Consider the following 15,324-nt stretch of genomic DNA (forward strand, 5'->3'; position numbering starts at 1 on the left):
GCGACTGCCGTCATTAGACTATTTTATCCCAGTGCTTTTACAACTGCATCGCCCATCGCCTCGGTACCGACCAAAGTCGTGCCCGCTTCGTGGATGTCGGCCGTGCGCAGACCCTGCGCCAGCACTTGCTTGACGGCTGCCTCGATGCGGTTTGCCTGCTCTTCGCGGTTGAGCGAATAGCGCAGCATCATGGCGGCCGACAAAATCGTCGCCAGCGGATTGGCGATGCCCTTGCCGGCGATATCGGGCGCCGAGCCGTGCGATGGCTCATACAAGCCCTTGTTGTTGGCATCGAGCGAAGCCGATGGCAGCATGCCGATCGAGCCCGTCAGCATGGCGGCCGCGTCCGACAAGATGTCGCCGAACATGTTGCCCGTTACCATGACGTCGAATTTCTTCGGCGCCCGCACCAGTTGCATGGCCGCGTTATCGACATACATATGATCGAGCGCAACATCCGGGTATTCCTTGTGCACGTCGGTGACGATGTCTTTCCAGAACTGGAACGTTTCCAGCACGTTCGCCTTGTCCACGCTGGTCAGCCGCTTGTCGCGCTTCTGAGCGGCCTGGAAAGCCACGTGGGCGATGCGGCGGATCTCGCCTTCCGCATAGCGCATGGTGTCAAAACCTTCGCGCTGGCCCTTGAACGGACCGTCCGGGCACTCGCGCACGCCACGGGGCTGGCCGAAATAAATGTCACCCGTCAATTCGCGGATGATCAGGATGTCCAGGCCGGACACCACTTCCGGCTTCAGGGTCGAAGCGCCCGCCAGTTCCGGGTACAAAATGGCCGGACGCAGGTTGGCGAACAGGCCCAGGTTCTTGCGCAAACCCAAAATCGCCTGCTCCGGGCGGAACTGGCGCTCCAGCTTGTCGTATTGATAGTCGCCAACGGCGCCGAACAGCACGGCATCGGCCGCTTTTGCCAGCGCCAGGGTGCCTTCCGGCAAAGGATGGCCGTGGGCCGCATAGCCGGCGCCGCCGACCGGTGCTGTTTCCAGCTCGAACGATTCGCCCAGCACGTTCAACACCTTGACGGCTTGCGCGACGATTTCAGGACCGATGCCGTCGCCGGGTAAAATTGCAATTTTCATATTTTTATCGATTAGATGACGTTGGCGAGCCAGGGCTGACTATGTAAGTGACGCTCTTCGAAGGCGCGGATGTCGTCGGCATGGCGCAGGGTCAGGCCGATATCGTCGAGGCCATTCATCAGGCAATACTTGCGGAAGGCATCGATCTCGAACGGGTACGAAACGGAACCATTGCTGGTGCGCACGCACTGCCGTTCCAGGTCCACCACCAGCTTGTAGCCGGGGAAAGCCTTGACTTCATTGAACAGGTGCTCGACCTGGCTTTCCGACAGCACGATGGGCAGCAAGCCGTTCTTGTAGCAATTATTGAAGAAGATGTCGGCAAACGAGGGCGCGATGATGGCGCGGAAGCCATACTGGTCCAGCGCCCACGGCGCGTGTTCGCGCGAGGAGCCGCAACCGAAATTCTTGCGCGTCAGCAAGATCGACGCGCCCTGGTAGCGCGCCTCGTTGAGCACGAAATCGGGGTTCAGCGGGCGGCGGCTGTTGTCCTGGCCCGGTTCGCCATGGTCGAGGTAGCGCCATTCATCGAACAGGTTGGGGCCGAAACCGCTGCGGTGGATCGATTTCAGGAATTGCTTCGGGATAATCGCGTCGGTATCGACGTTGGCGCGGTCCAGCGGGGCCACCAGGCCTTCGTAAATCGTAAATTTATCCATGCTGTTTCTACTCGGTAGGACGCGCGGCGCAGGGCGCCGTCACGTCACGGTTTATTTTCCGCCGGCGCCAGTGACGACCTGGCCGACTTTCTGCACATCGCGGCCGATGCCGGAGACGGTGTTGCAGCCAGACAGGATGACGGTGGCGATGAGGAGGGCGAAGAGTTTTTTCATGATGATTTCGTTTATTTCAGGGGAATGGATGGCGTTAGTGTAAACCAGCAACTGAAAGCTGGGGTCTGACCCCAGAATTTAGCTGCGTTGCCACGCAGCACCCTTAATTCATCGCAATCCCCGCACGTCGACAAAGTGGCCGGCGATACCCGCCGCCGCCGCCATCGCTGGCGACACCAGGTGGGTACGCCCGCCCTGCCCTTGCCGGCCTTCGAAGTTGCGGTTCGAGGTCGAGGCGCAGCGTTCACCCGGTTCCAGACGGTCCGCATTCATGGCCAGGCACATGGAGCAGCCCGGCTCGCGCCATTCGAAACCGGCATCCTTGAAGATGCGGTCCAGGCCTTCGCGTTCGGCCTGGTCCTTGACGAGGCCGGAACCGGGCACCACCAGCGCCAGGGTGACGTTCGAGGCGCGGTACTTGCCGCGCACCACGGCGGCGGCCGCGCGCAAATCCTCGATGCGCGAATTGGTGCAGGAACCGATGAAGACCTTGTCGATGCGGATGTCTTCGATGGCGGTGTTGGGCTTCAGGGCCATGTAGACCAGCGCCTTTTCCATCGCATCGCGCTTGACGCTGTCTTTTTCCTGGTCAGGGTCCGGCACGCGGCCATCGACGCCGATCACCATCTCGGGCGACGTGCCCCAGGTCACTTGCGGCACGATGTCTTGCGCGTTGAGGGTGACGACCAGGTCAAAACGGGCGCCCGGATCCGAATGCAGGGTGCGCCAATAGGCCACGGCGCGTTCCCAGTGCGGCCCGGCCGGCGAAAACGGACGGCCCTTGACGTAATTGATGGTGGTGTCATCCACGCCGATGATGCCGGCGCGCGCGCCCGCCTCGATGGCCATGTTGCACACCGTCATGCGCCCTTCCATCGACAGGGCGCGAATGGCCGCGCCGCCGAACTCGATACAGTAACCCGTGCCGCCGGCCGTGCCGATCTTGCCGATGATGGCCAGTACGATATCTTTCGCCGTCACGCCGGCCGGCAAGGCGCCGTCGACTTGCACCAGCATGGATTTGGATTTCTTTTGCAGCAAAGTTTGCGTGGCCAGCACGTGTTCCACTTCAGACGTGCCGATGCCGTGCGCCAGCGCGCCAAAGGCGCCGTGCGTGGAGGTGTGCGAATCGCCGCAGACGACCGTCATGCCGGGCAGGGTCGCGCCCTGTTCAGGGCCGATCACATGCACGATTCCCTGGCGCTTGTCGTTCATGTTGAAGTAGGTCAAGCCGTAGTGCTTGGCGTTCTTGTCCAGCGTCTCGACCTGCAGGCGCGAGACGGGGTCGGCAATGCCGTCAACCCGGCTGGTGGTCGGCACGTTATGGTCGGCCACGGCCAGGTTGGCGGAAATGCGCCACGGCTGGCGGCCCGCCACGCTGAGGCCATCGAAGGCTTGCGGGCTGGTGACTTCGTGCAGCAGGTGCCGGTCGATATACAAAATTGTCGTGCCATCATCTTCGGCCCGAACAACGTGGGAGTCCCAGAGTTTGTCGTAAAGCGTCTTCATCATGATTTATGCAGCGTTGCCACAGCCTGTTTAAGTGATCTGTCGTACTGATCGAAGGGATCGGCAATGATTATGCCATATTTTGTGCAATGCAGAACCAAAAGCCGCCCCAGCGTGGGATGGGCGATACAAAATTTGGCGCGCTTTGCCGATATGGCGAAAAAATTGCTGATACGAAAATCCGCCAAAATGCCGGCGGGGCGAATAAAAATCGAAAAAAACCGAAAAAAAAGCCCGCTGCAGAGGTCTGCAGCGGGCTGGGTGTGAACTGGCCTGTGTCGTTAGGCAGCCATGCGCACACTTCCCCTGCAACCATCCATCAGGAAAGATAGGCCCACGACTAGCACCAGCTCGCCTTCGGCCGAGCGAGCGGTACCGGTAATGCCTTCCACGGTGATGGCCGTCATCGGCTTGATCACCAGGTCGGCCGTGCCATCGACGGCTTCCACGGCGAGAATGTACGGCTGTGGCGCAGCGACCACAATGCCGACGCGCTCGCTGCACGATTCGTAGCCCAGGGCGCCGGCCAGCGAGCGCACGGGCAATGGACGACCCTGGTCTTTCAGCACGGGCGCACCGCCCACTTCCATGAAGGTTTCCGGCAATTCGACGACGCGCTGCACCACCGCCATCGGCAGCGCCAGCGCGGCGCCCGAGGTCGACACCAGCATGGTCGGCACGATCGACAGTTCGATCGGCAGGCGGATGGCAAATTTCGTGCCCTTGCCCAGCATGGATTCGATGTGGATGGCGCCGCGGTTTTTCTCCACGGCCGTTTTCACCACGTCCATGCCCACGCCGCGCCCGGAAACGCTGGACGCGACTTCCTTGGTCGAGAAACCCGGCAGGAACACCAGCTGGAAGCATTCGTCGTTGCTCAACTGCGCGTTTTCGCTGATCAAGCCCTTTTGCTGGGCCTTGCTGCGCAGGAAGGCCGGATCCATGCCCTTGCCATCATCCTGCAGCACGATCATGACACTGTTCGCTTCCTGCCAGGCTTTCAGCGAAATATACGATTTGGCGGGCTTGCCGGCAGCCAGACGCGCTTCCGGCGATTCGACACCATGGTCGAGCGAGTTGCGCAGCATGTGCACGAGCGGATCGTACAGGCTGTCGACCACCACGCGGTCGACTTCCGTCTCCGCGCCTTCGATGGTCAGCTCGACATCCTTGCCCAGGTCTTTCGCCAGCTCGCGCACCAGGCGCGGGAATTTCTGGAACAGACGGCCGACAGGCTGCATGCGCGTGGCCAGGGTGGCCCGCTGCAGTTCCGTCGAGTAGCGCGAAGCGCGTTCCAGGGTTTCCGCCAGGGTCGCCATCAAGGTGGCGGCCTGGCCTTCGAATTTGAATTGCAGCAAGCGCTCGAGCAGCACGGCAGCCTGGTTGGCAGCCTGCACGGATTCGCCGGCCACTTCCAGCAGCGCGTCGAGCTTGACGGCGTCGACACGGATGCTATCTTCCTTGACGGGCGCGGCATGGCGCACTTCCGGCCGCTCTTCACGGCGGTCCACGCCATCCCATGCCTTGCCGGCCGGCTTGGCGGCAGCAGCCGGCGCCGCGACCACGGCGGCAGGAGCAGCAGCGACGGCGGACACTGGTGCGGCAGCGAGCCGGCTAGCCTCGGGCACGACGGTGTTATACATGCCTTCCCAGTCCAGGCCGTCGGCGCTGGCAGTGGCAACGGCGGCGGCAGGCGCGGCCACCACAACTGCGGCGACCTCAGCAACGACCACGGCGACTTCCGCCACCACGGCGGCGGCCGGCGCAGGCGCATCCATGCCCTTGCCTTCGATGGCGTTCGTCAGGATATGTTCCAGCTCTTCCGGCATGGCCGGCAAGCTTTCCGGCGCGGCGCCATTCGCCAGTTCCGTCAGCTGGTCGGCCACGAAACCGGACGCTTGCAGCGCTGCCTCGATGGCGATCGGCGTCACCGGCGCGGCGCCCGTGCGCAAGGCGTCGAACAGGTTTTCCGTCAGATGGCAGGCCGCCACCAGTGCGGGCAGACCCATGAAGCCGGCCCCACCCTTGATGGTGTGGAAGGAACGAAACACGGCATTCAGTGTTTCCTTGTTGTCAGGATCACGCTCGAGGCGCAATAAGTGCTCTTCAACATTAACCGCAAGATCCATCGCCTCAACGACGAAATCCTTGAGCATATCGTCCATTAGAATCCCAAATCCGCAAGAAGGTCGTCTACATTATCCTGGTCCAGCGCCACCGACGGCACGGACGGGCCCTGCATCAGCGGCACCGGCTTTTGCGCCAGTTTTTCGCGCACTTCAGCCGGCGCATTGTCGCGCAGCAGCTGAGCCAGCTCGTGCTCCACCGTCTTGGTGATGTTGACCACTTTTTTGATCAGCTGGCCCGTGATGTCCTGGAAGTCCTGGGCCATCATGATTTCCAGCAAGCGCGCTTTTTCCGCTTCCGTTGCCTCGGCAACGGCTTGCGCGAACTGGCGCGAGTCGCCGGCCAGGGCCTTGAATTCTTCCAGGCTCAGCTTGCCATCGAACAGCGCCGTCCAGCGGCTGTCCATGTCCTTGGCTTTCTTCGACAGCACATCTTGCGCTGGCATGCCTTCGTCGAGCGTATTCAAGACCTTGTTGGCGGCCTGTTCCGTCAAGGTGGCGACATACTCCAGGCGGTCCTGGGCATCGACAATCTGCGACGACGCTTCCGTCAACGCCTTGTCGTAGCCCAGTTCGCGCAGCGAATCGTGCAGCAGGCGCACGATGCCGCCCAGACGCTCGAACATCGGCTTGTCGGACTGGTCGACCGGATCGGCCGCTTCGCCAGACGCGCCGGCACTGGCCACGGGGGCCGCTTCCGGTGCGGCTGGCGCGGCAGCGACCGGCGCCGCGGCGACTGCCGGCACGGCGGCGCTGGCCGACACGGAGTCGAACAGCGCGTCAAAATCATCATCCGCGATCACGGCGGGAGCGGGCGCCGCGGCAGGCGCCGGCGTGGCTGCGGCCGCGCTTTGCGCGGATACTTCATCGAATAATGCATCGAAATCATCAGCGGCGTTGGTCATATCCCTGCTTCTCCATAATTTGTCAAAATTCCGCCTGAACTGTGCGCTTTACAGACTGATACCCACAATTTCTCGATTAAGATGATTTGAGGCAATACCGCTGCGATGGTGCGAGTGTAGCAGGGCGCCGCCCTGTTGGTAAATCTCAAAACGCGCTTCCTGGTGCAAAGCGGGCCTACAAGAGCTTTTCCGCCAGGAAATAAGTGTTCCTGCTGTTGTATTTTGAAATACTACCATTGGCGTGCGTGCAAGACCACGCGCCGCACAAGAAATCCTGCTTCCGGGCGGCTGCGCAACAGCCCCATATGGATATCGCTGGGACATCGTTGCAGCTAAAACACGATCTTTCTGCCAATGTTATCTATACTGAAGGTGCAATAGTATTGACAATTATCAAGTCTTAACATGAATACCATGCTGCCGCCACGTCTACAATAAGAGGCGTTGTGCGCGCTGAGTCACTGCCAAAGGACCTGCCATGTATAAGAAAATTCTGATCGCCACGGACGGCTCCACCGTCTCCAACTTGACGGCCTGTGCCGGCGTCGCCTTTGCTGAACAGATGCACGCCGACATCCTTGCCGTGTACGTGGCACCCGAGTACCAGTACCCGGTGTACATCGAAATCATTCCACCAAGTTATCCCAGCGAAGAGGAATACCGCATCGCCATGCGCAAGACGGGCGCCGAGCATTGGCAACCCATCCTCGACGCGGCCGCCAAGCGTGGCCTGCAGGCGACGGGATTGACGGCCTTTTCCGACAGCCCGGCCCTGAAAATCGTGGAAGTAGCGCAATTGCAGCAATGCGACCTGATCTTTATGGGCTCGCATGGCCGCAGCGGTTGGGGCCAGTTGCTGCTGGGCAGCGTCACCAATAAAGTGCTGTCGCACTCGAAATTGCCCGTTCTCGTGCATAGGCTGATCAAGGAACCGCCAGCAAAATAAGGCGCCACATGGCCACGCGGGCGGCCATTGCCGGCGCATCAAGAAAAAGGCACAATGCGGCAGCTTCGGTTAAAATGACAACATTTCTCGTTTCTTAACATTTGATTGTCCGGTGACGGACACCGCAGATTACACGCCACCAGATTGCCCGCCTATGATACGTATTGTGATTGCCGACGACCACACCATCATGCGTGAAGGATTAAAGCGCATCCTTGACGGCGCGCCGGATATCGACATCGTGGGTGAGGCCATCGACGGCTTTGAAGTACTCAACCACGTGCGCCAGGGCGGCTTCGACCTGCTGCTGCTCGACCTGTCGATGCCGGGCCGCAGCGGCGTCGACCTGATCCGGCAAATCCGCAGCGAGGCGCCCAAGCTGTCCATCCTGATCCTCACCATGCACGAGGAAGAGCAATATGCGGTGCGCGCCATCCGCGCCGGCGCGCAAGGCTATCTGACCAAGGAAAGCGCGGGCACCCAGCTCGTGGGCGCCATCCACAAGGTGGCGTCGGGACGTCCGTACATCAGCGCCGAAGTGGCGGAGCAACTCGTGCTCAACATCATGATGCCGAATGAAAGCTTGCTGCATAAACAGTTGTCGGACCGCGAATTCGAAGTCTTTTCCCTGCTGGTGGCAGGCAAGTCGATCACGGAAATTGCCAACAATCTGCACCTGAGCGTGAAGACGGTGAGTACGCACAAGACGCGCATCATGCAAAAAATGGGCATGAGTTCGCTGTCGGAAATGGTTCAGTACGCCGTGGCGCACCGCCTGCTATCCCCCTTCAAGACGTGAGTCCGGCGACGCGCGCCCGCGCGTCAGCTGTAGGAACAATCCTACTTCATCTACCGCGGCTCCTACTGCCATATTCAGCCACTGCTGATATTAATTGCATGCGCTTGTTGGCATACTGAAACCAGCCATCAAGTTGCTGGAAAGTTATTTCATCACGCAGCAAGTCTTTAGCGAATTGAGCATTACCTGCCTGGACGCGCGCCGCCGACCCTTGCCCGCCCGCCGTCCCGCGCCTCCCGTCATTCAACTCTGAACTACCTGTCACCAGGAGATGAACATGCTGTCCACGCAAACGCCCGACACCCGCGCTGCCGCTCCATCGCTGGCCCCCTCCTCTCCGATGGAAGCGGGGCGCCAGCGCCAGGGCCGGCTCTGGTCGAACCTGAAGGAGGTGTGCGACCTGCTGCATATCTCCAGCGCCTGCACCATCGCCGCCGACGAGCTGCTGTTCCAGCACGTGCAATTCAAGACGGGCCAGCGCGTGCACACCATCGGCCAGCCCTTCGACACCCTGTACATCGTCAATTCGGGCTTCCTGAAAACCGTGCTCATCGATGAATTCGGCAATGAGCAGGTGCTCAGCTTTCCCATGAAGGGCGACATGCTGGGCGTCGACGGCATCCACTCGCGCCATTACTCCTCGGAAGCGGTGGCCCTGTCCGACTGCGACCTGATCCTGCTGCCGTTCAAGAAACTCACGGCGCTGGGCAGAGTCCACTTGGAACTGGAAAACGTCATGTATGGCGTGATGAGCCGTGAACTGGTGCGCGAACAAGCCATGATCGGCATGCTGGGCGCCCTCAGCGCCGAAGCCCGCGTGGCGCGCTTCCTCGTCTCGCTGGCGGACCGCTTCGCGCAGATGGGCTACTCGAGCAAGCTGTTCAACCTGCGCATGACGCGCCATGAAATCGGCAGCTACCTGGGCCTGACCCTGGAAACGGTGAGCCGCACCTTGTCCGCCTTCAATGAAATTGGCCTGATCACGGTCGACCAGCGCACCATCGGCATCAAGGATCCGGACGCCCTGAAAACCCTGCGCCGCCTGCCGCCGTCGCGCTCGCGCGCCAAGCAACTGGCCGCCGCCAAACTCAAGGCCGACAGCACGGCTGCCGCCAGCGCCTCGGCGCAATTGCTGGCCACCATCTAGTTTCCTGCCGATTTACTCTCGCTTGGCACAGGCTTGACCCGGCAAGGCGCACGACGCCTTGCCGGGTCTTTTTTGCTGCCGTCCCCCTGCTACGCCGCGCTGCGGCCACCTTTGCGCCGCTGCATCCTCGACGCTGCCATGCCAGCGTAAAAAAGCGCGGATTGCGCACAAATAAGCCTTGCTTTTCGGGCCACATTCAACAATAATGCAAATACGAATCATTCTCAACTGAGATAAAGAAAGCCCAACATGCAAAGCTCAAAACCAGCCTTGATCCAGGATGCCGCTACGGCCCACGTCCGTCCTCCCGTCAGCATGACCCAGCCGGCGCGCCGCATCACCAGCGAAGCCTTGCTGCAGCAGGGGCGCGAAGTGGAGATTGAGCACAGCGGCAAGATCTATCGCCTGCGCGTCACCCAATTGAACAAGCTGATCCTGACTGCCTGACGCAGCACGGCAGCCAGTCACCACACTCGCCAGCCAGTCGCGCTCCGTGCGCGCAGCCAGCCAAACCACCGCACAGGAGTGTTTGATGGCGAACGACCGACCTTCCCCGATGTTTCCTTCCCCGCAAGGCCAACAGCCTGAACTGCTGCTGTCGGCCGTGCTGCACCTGATGTCGCACTACCATGCGGGCAGTCCCTGCGAGAAACTGGCGGGCGTCATCGAACGCCATCTGCAAGTGCTATCGAGTTCGCCCGGCCTGGGCCCCGTGTTGCAAGCGACCTGCCAGCAACTGTCGCAGCAATGGGCCGCCCTGGTGGCGCTGCACCGGCCCGCACCGCCCAGGAGTACCTTGTTTGAGCGCCTGGCACGCATGCTGAGCGCCAAGCGCCCTGCCTCGCCCCTGCCGCAATAATTTCTTTTCAATACCCCACCGCCCAACAGGATATCGCCATGTGTGACAAAGACCAGTCCCTGCCCGTCATCAGCAATTGTTCCAGCGACGGGGCCGAAACGGCCGCGCTCGCTTCGCGCCGCCGCCGGCTGTGGGAACTGTCGCATACCTGCCATTGCCCGCTGGTCGGCGTGGGCTTGCCATTGGGCTACCTGCGCAAGCTGGTGGGCAAGATGACGGGCGGGCGGGTGCTGGCCGACGACTACGAAGTGCACGTGGGCGCCGTGACGGAATGCGGCGCGCGCAACCGCCTGTCCGAAGCGCTGCAAAAGGAACTCGAACGCCGCTACGCCCCCGTGATCCTGCGCTTTCGCGGCGCCAAGACCACCGAGCAGGTAGCGCAACTGTGGCGCACGGCCGTCGCCAACGGCGACGTGTCGGGCGCCTTCTGGGCCGGCCTGACGCACCCGCGCTGCGACGCCGAACTGGAAGAGCAGATGTGCCGCGACTTGCACATGATCCAGCACCAGGCCGGCGCCTGCGTGCGCGCCGACATGGGCAAATTTACGGCCTTGCAGGAAGAAAATGCGCGCCTGGCACACGAACTGGCCAAGCTGCAACAGCGCAGCCAGGCCGCACTGATGGAAAAAACGGGCGAACTGGAGCGCCAGGAGGCCGTGCTGCTGCGCACGCGTTTTGATTCCATCAGCAAGGATAGCGTCATAGAGGAGCTGCGCGCGGAACTGGCGCAATTGCAGGCCGCCATCCCGGCGCTGGAATCGCGCACGCGCCTGGTCGAGCGCCTGGCGCAAATGGATGAGCGCGAAAAGGAATTGCGCCAGCATATCGCGGAATTGAAGCAAGCCCAGCCACGTCAGGCCGCTGTCGCGCCGCCACCGGCGCCGAAGCTGGAAGTACCGACCGGCGGCAAGCTGAAAATGCCGATCCGCCTCGTCGATCAAAGCGTCTTGTGCGTGGGCGGACGCAGCGGCAATGTCGCCACCTACCGCGCCCTGATCGAGCGGGTCGGCGCGCAATTTGCCCACCACGACGGCGGGCTGGAAGACAATGCCAACCTGCTCGATTCGAGCCTGGCAGCGGCCGACCTGGTGATTTGCCAGACGGGCTGCATCAGCCACAGCGCCTACTGGCGCGTCAAAGATTATTGCAAGCGCACGGGCAAGCGCTGCGTCTTCATCGACAACCCCAGCATTTCCAGCCTGGCACGCGGCTTGCAGGAAGTGAGTGGCGAAATGGAAGCGACGCCGCTGGCCGCGATCCAGCCGTAAGCATCCCCTTCTGTATTAATACACGTCGCGCCGGTAGCGCCCTTCGGCCGCCAGCGTATCGAGCGCGGGCCGGCCCAGCATCTCTTGCAGGGCCTGGTCGACGCCGCCCGCCATGCCCGCCAGGCTACCGCAAATATAGATGGCCGCGCCCTGCTTCAGCCACAGCTTGACTTCGTCGGCGTTGCCGCGCAGGCGGTCCTGCACGTACATCCGCTCGGCCTGGTCGCGCGAAAACGCCAGGTCCAGGCGCGGCAAGTCGCCGCTGGCATGCCAGCCTTCAATTTCATCGCGATAATGGAAATCGTGAACCGCGTTGCGCTCGCCAAAGATCAGCCAGTTGCGCCGCTGCCCCGCCAGTACGCGGCTTTTCAAATGCCCGCGCAAGCCGGCGATGCCGCTGCCGTTGCCGATCAGTATCAGGGGCCGCTCGGCATTGTCTTCCAGGCGGAAACGCCGGTGCTGGCGCAAGCGCAGCTGCACCACGTCGCCGACCTTGGCCTGCGCCGTGAGCCAGCCCGAGGCCAGGCCCAGGCTGCCATCGGGATGCGCATGCTGGCGCACCAGCAAGTGCACGCCGCCGTCGCGCGGGATCGAGGCGATCGAATATTCGCGCGGCTGCGATGGATCGGCGGGCGCGGTCACCTGCACCAGGTCGCCCGACTGCCAGTCAGGCAAGCTGCCCGCCACGGGCGCCAGCTCCACATGATAGATGGCGCCGCCGGCGCTGCCAGGATTGAGGTGGCGCCGCTGCGTCAAACGCCAGTCGCCAAAAGCGGGCGCGCTCCAGTCCGGCGCGTCGCTGGTGCCAGCCAGGTGGCTCAGGTGCTGGAACCATTGCTCGATGGCGGCGCTGGCGCTGCGGTCGACCTCGATGCGTTCGAACAGGCGCGACGCGCCCTGCGACGCCAGCCAGGCATCGAGCGCACGGCCAAAGCCGCAAAACTGGCCATAGCTGCGGTCGCCCAGGGCCAGCACGCCATAATGCAATTGCGGCAGCGCCAGTTCGCCCGTCATCAGCCTGCCCATGAAGGCGGCAGCATTGTCGGGCGCATCGCCTTCGCCATACGTGCTGACTAAAAACAAGGCCCGTTCGGCTTGTTGCAGATCAATGGCCGTGACTTCGGCCAGCGCGCACAGGCGCACGGGAATGCCGGCCAGTTGCAGGCTGCGCGCCGTTTGCGTGGCCAGTTCCTCGGCATTGCCCGTCTGGCTCGCATACGCCACCAGCCAGGCGGCACTGTTGGCCAGCGCCGCCTTGGCGGCGTCGGACGCGCGGCGCTTGGCGCGCGCGCGCAGCCAGGGCGCCAAGCACACGCCCGCGTAACTGAGGGACAGGGCAGCCAGCAAGGCCAGCCGCGTCGTATCGTGCGTAAAAATCATGGAATCAATCGTTCATTCGTCGAGCATGGCCAGCATGTGGCTACTCAGCGTTTCATGGTAGCCATCGCCATCGCGCTGCAGGAAGCGTGCGGCCAGGCCCTGCTCTTCGGCCAGCGCCATGCCAGCTTCTGGCCCCAGCACCGTCAGGGCCGTCGACCAGGCATCGGCCGCCATGCATTGCGCGTGCACGACGGTGACGGAAGCGAGTTGATTGGCGATCGGCATGCCACTGCGCGGATCAATGGTGTGTGAGAACCGCACTGTGCCGTCCTGGAAGAAACGCCGGTAGTCGCCCGAGGTCGCCACGGACAAGCCATGCAGCGCCAGCAACATTTCTGCCGGATGCCATGCATTATCGGCACGATCGGCAGCGCCATCGACCTGCTCCAGCATGACCCACCACGGCTGGCCGTCGGGCTTGCTGCCGGCGCCGCGCAGCTCGCCCCCCACTTCCACCAGATAATGATGAATACCCTGGCTGTCCAGGTAGCGGGCCAGGCGGTCCACGCCATAACCCTTGGCGATCGCGGACAGATCGAGCTGCAAGCCGCCAGGCTGGCGCGCGCGGCGGGCCGGCAAGTCCAGTTCCAGGCGCTGGCGCTGCGCCAGCAGCAGTGCCACGCTAGCGTCTTTCGGCGGCAGGAAGCCCGGCTCATCATAACGCTTGCGGGGGCCGAAGCCCCACAGGTTGACGAGCGCCCCCGCGCACGGATCGTACGCGCCACCGGACGCCTGCGATACGTGCATGGCAAAGCCCAGCACCTCGCAAAACGCGGCAGGCAGGCTGTGCCAGCTGCCGGGCTCGGCCCGGTTGAAGCGGCCCAGGTCGGACTCTTCGCTCCAGTGGCTCATTTGCGCCACGACCAGATCCAGCTGCTGCTGCAAGCCCTGCTGCAAGTCGACGCTGCCGGCGCGTCCCGGCATGGCGGACTCCAGCAGACGCACCGACCAGCTGGTGCCCATCGTCAGGCCGCGCAAATCCCGGATCGCGGCGCCGGGCGGCGCGACCTGATCGGACATATGTTGCGGCAGCAGGACCCGGCGCATCGGTGCTCTCGTGACGATGCCGCCGCTTACTGCGGCAACACTTCCACGGTAGCCGCATACGTCATGCGGCGCTCGGGCATGGCTGGCGGCTGGCCGGCCACGGCCGGTGCGGCCGCCGGCCAGGTGCTGCTCAGGTAATACATGCCGGCCGCCGGCACCGTGAACGTGATCTCGCCCTTGGCATCCGTGCTCTGGCGGATTTCACCCAGCACGCCACGGTAGCGCACGCCACCTGGCACCAGGCTGAAGGCCTGGTTCGCCGCCGGCTTGCCATCAAGCAGGAAGCGCCAGGTGGCTTTCTCGCCCGCGCGCAAGTCGTTCGGGTGCGTCACCGGCACGAATTCCAGGCCCACGCCCGTCGGTTTGAACACTTCCGTGCTGGTTTCGCCATTGCTGAAGAAGGTTTCCAGACGCGCTGCCGTGCGCGTGATTTTCAGCTCTTGCGCATCGGCCGGCACATCCTTCTTGAAGGTTTCCTCGTTGCCGCGGAAACGCTTCTGCTCGCCGTTGACCTTGTAGCTGGCCATGACGTTTTGCGACACGATGGCCGCCTTGTACGTGCCCGGCTTTTCCATTTTCACATCGAAGACGCTGCGCAAACGGCCCGTGACGGTGTTCGCCGGCGTCACTTTCGCGCCATCGGGAGCGATGACTTGCAGCGCGTCCAGGCGCAGCGGCTGGTGATCGATCTCGAACAGGCCGTCAGAGATGGCGGCGTCCACCGTCACCCAGGCGTCCTTGCTTTCCACCATCGTGCTCGAAGGCACCATCCAGCCCCGGTGGGCGTGGGCATTCATGGCCAGGCCGGCCAGGGCCAGGGCGATCAGCGGTTTATTGAGTTGCTTCAACATGGTAGAGGCGCCTTAAGGTTTGAGTTGGACGACGACATTGCCGAGTTCTTCCTTGCCTTTGGCAGGCACGGACTGGGCCGATTTCAGCGGCCACTGGAACGGCACGCGCACCAGTTCGCGTCCGCCCGCTTCGCGTGCCGCCTCCACCACCACCTGGTATTCCCCAGCTGGCAGCTTGTCGAGCAAGGCCTTGGCACCGGGGAAAGTCAGCGTGTGTTCGCCAGGCGCACGCGTAGCGCCGCTGACGCCATCAACGGGCATGGCCAGGTCGCGGCCGCTCTTGCGCCACCATTGACGCATATCCTTCAGCCACTTCTCGCCTGCCTTGTCCTTCTTTTTCACGTCATACAGCACCGTCAGGTTGCCGACGACCTTTTGATCGGCCGTTTCCAGCCACGCCGCCACGTAGGGACGGTGGTATTCCGCCACGTTCAGTTGCGGGATTTCAATCTTGAGGGCCAGGTCGGCTGCCATCGCCGACGTACCGATCAGGGGAAGGCCAAGCGCCAGGGAGTAGCGTAATTTCATGGTGTGCCTGTAAAAAGGAAAAAATAAAACGA

16 protein-coding genes are annotated in these 15,324 nt (G+C 62.7%); 6 read left to right on the plus strand and 10 right to left on the minus strand.

Features of this window, described 5'->3' with window-relative positions:
• Positions 1 to 23 precede the first annotated feature (23 nt).
• The 6 genes from leuB to ACQ4WS_RS18560 all read right to left on the minus strand — a co-directional run bounded on the left by leuB (position 24) and on the right by ACQ4WS_RS18560 (position 6,467).
• The gene (leuB, locus tag ACQ4WS_RS18535) at positions 24 to 1,094 is read right to left on the minus strand and encodes a 3-isopropylmalate dehydrogenase (protein ID WP_436478548.1); all 1,071 of its coding nucleotides are present in this window, start codon (positions 1,092 to 1,094) and stop codon (positions 24 to 26) included.
• Between the two features lie 11 nt (positions 1,095 to 1,105).
• Positions 1,106 to 1,753 carry a 3-isopropylmalate dehydratase small subunit gene (gene leuD, locus ACQ4WS_RS18540; RefSeq protein ID WP_436478549.1) on the minus strand — a complete coding sequence of 216 codons (648 nt, stop codon included), beginning with the start codon at positions 1,751 to 1,753 and terminating at the stop codon, positions 1,106 to 1,108.
• 51 nt (positions 1,754 to 1,804) lie between these two features.
• Positions 1,805 to 1,927: an entericidin A/B family lipoprotein gene (locus ACQ4WS_RS18545; RefSeq protein WP_010400408.1), complete on the minus strand. Its 123-nt coding sequence runs from the start codon at positions 1,925 to 1,927 to the stop codon at positions 1,805 to 1,807.
• A 108-nt stretch (positions 1,928 to 2,035) separates the two neighbouring features.
• A complete protein-coding gene (gene leuC / locus ACQ4WS_RS18550; protein ID WP_436478550.1) occupies positions 2,036 to 3,439 on the minus strand; it encodes a 3-isopropylmalate dehydratase large subunit in 1,404 nt (467 codons plus the stop codon).
• A 278-nt stretch (positions 3,440 to 3,717) separates the two neighbouring features.
• Positions 3,718 to 5,601 carry a chemotaxis protein CheA gene (locus tag ACQ4WS_RS18555; RefSeq protein ID WP_436478551.1) on the minus strand — a complete coding sequence of 628 codons (1,884 nt, stop codon included), beginning with the start codon at positions 5,599 to 5,601 and terminating at the stop codon, positions 3,718 to 3,720.
• Entirely contained in the window at positions 5,601 to 6,467 is an 867-nt protein-coding gene (locus ACQ4WS_RS18560; RefSeq protein ID WP_436478552.1) for a protein phosphatase CheZ, read from the minus strand. Before ACQ4WS_RS18560 ends, ACQ4WS_RS18555 begins: the two co-directional genes overlap by 1 nt.
• A gap of 478 nt (positions 6,468 to 6,945) precedes the next feature.
• Between ACQ4WS_RS18560 and ACQ4WS_RS18565 the strand changes: the two genes are divergently transcribed.
• From ACQ4WS_RS18565 to ACQ4WS_RS18590, 6 genes are all read left to right on the plus strand, one after another.
• A complete protein-coding gene (locus tag ACQ4WS_RS18565) occupies positions 6,946 to 7,413 on the plus strand; it encodes a universal stress protein (protein ID WP_436478553.1) in 468 nt (155 codons plus the stop codon).
• A gap of 154 nt (positions 7,414 to 7,567) precedes the next feature.
• Positions 7,568 to 8,212: a response regulator gene (locus ACQ4WS_RS18570; RefSeq protein ID WP_034783426.1), complete on the plus strand. Its 645-nt coding sequence runs from the start codon at positions 7,568 to 7,570 to the stop codon at positions 8,210 to 8,212.
• 340 nt (positions 8,213 to 8,552) lie between these two features.
• Positions 8,553 to 9,359 (plus strand): Crp/Fnr family transcriptional regulator, encoded by an 807-nt coding sequence (locus ACQ4WS_RS18575; RefSeq protein ID WP_436478595.1) that lies wholly within the window; start codon positions 8,553 to 8,555, stop codon positions 9,357 to 9,359.
• Positions 9,360 to 9,608: 249 nt separating this feature from the next.
• A complete protein-coding gene (hemP, locus tag ACQ4WS_RS18580) occupies positions 9,609 to 9,806 on the plus strand; it encodes a hemin uptake protein HemP (RefSeq protein WP_436478554.1) in 198 nt (65 codons plus the stop codon).
• An 85-nt stretch (positions 9,807 to 9,891) separates the two neighbouring features.
• Positions 9,892 to 10,218 carry a hypothetical protein gene (locus ACQ4WS_RS18585; RefSeq protein ID WP_436478555.1) on the plus strand — a complete coding sequence of 109 codons (327 nt, stop codon included), beginning with the start codon at positions 9,892 to 9,894 and terminating at the stop codon, positions 10,216 to 10,218.
• A 38-nt stretch (positions 10,219 to 10,256) separates the two neighbouring features.
• Positions 10,257 to 11,486: a DUF2325 domain-containing protein gene (locus tag ACQ4WS_RS18590; protein WP_436478556.1), complete on the plus strand. Its 1,230-nt coding sequence runs from the start codon at positions 10,257 to 10,259 to the stop codon at positions 11,484 to 11,486.
• Between the two features lie 15 nt (positions 11,487 to 11,501).
• On the opposite strand, the gene ACQ4WS_RS18595 is transcribed toward ACQ4WS_RS18590, so the two are convergent.
• Genes ACQ4WS_RS18595 through ACQ4WS_RS18610 form a run of 4 tightly spaced genes read right to left on the minus strand, consistent with a single transcriptional unit; the run spans position 11,502 to position 15,292 of the window.
• Positions 11,502 to 12,866: a sulfite reductase subunit alpha gene (locus ACQ4WS_RS18595; protein ID WP_436478557.1), complete on the minus strand. Its 1,365-nt coding sequence runs from the start codon at positions 12,864 to 12,866 to the stop codon at positions 11,502 to 11,504.
• Between the two features lie 12 nt (positions 12,867 to 12,878).
• On the minus strand, positions 12,879 to 13,913 hold the full coding sequence (locus tag ACQ4WS_RS18600; protein ID WP_436478558.1) for an FAD:protein FMN transferase: 1,035 nt from the start codon (positions 13,911 to 13,913) through the stop codon (positions 12,879 to 12,881).
• A 26-nt stretch (positions 13,914 to 13,939) separates the two neighbouring features.
• Entirely contained in the window at positions 13,940 to 14,764 is an 825-nt protein-coding gene (locus tag ACQ4WS_RS18605) for a DUF4198 domain-containing protein (RefSeq protein WP_436478559.1), read from the minus strand.
• A gap of 12 nt (positions 14,765 to 14,776) precedes the next feature.
• On the minus strand, positions 14,777 to 15,292 hold the full coding sequence (locus tag ACQ4WS_RS18610) for a DUF2271 domain-containing protein (protein ID WP_034783417.1): 516 nt from the start codon (positions 15,290 to 15,292) through the stop codon (positions 14,777 to 14,779).
• Between the last annotated feature and the right edge of the window lie 32 nt (positions 15,293 to 15,324).

The organism is Janthinobacterium leeuwenhoeki, from assembly GCF_051380795.1.
Lineage (GTDB): Bacteria > Pseudomonadota > Gammaproteobacteria > Burkholderiales > Burkholderiaceae_D > Janthinobacterium.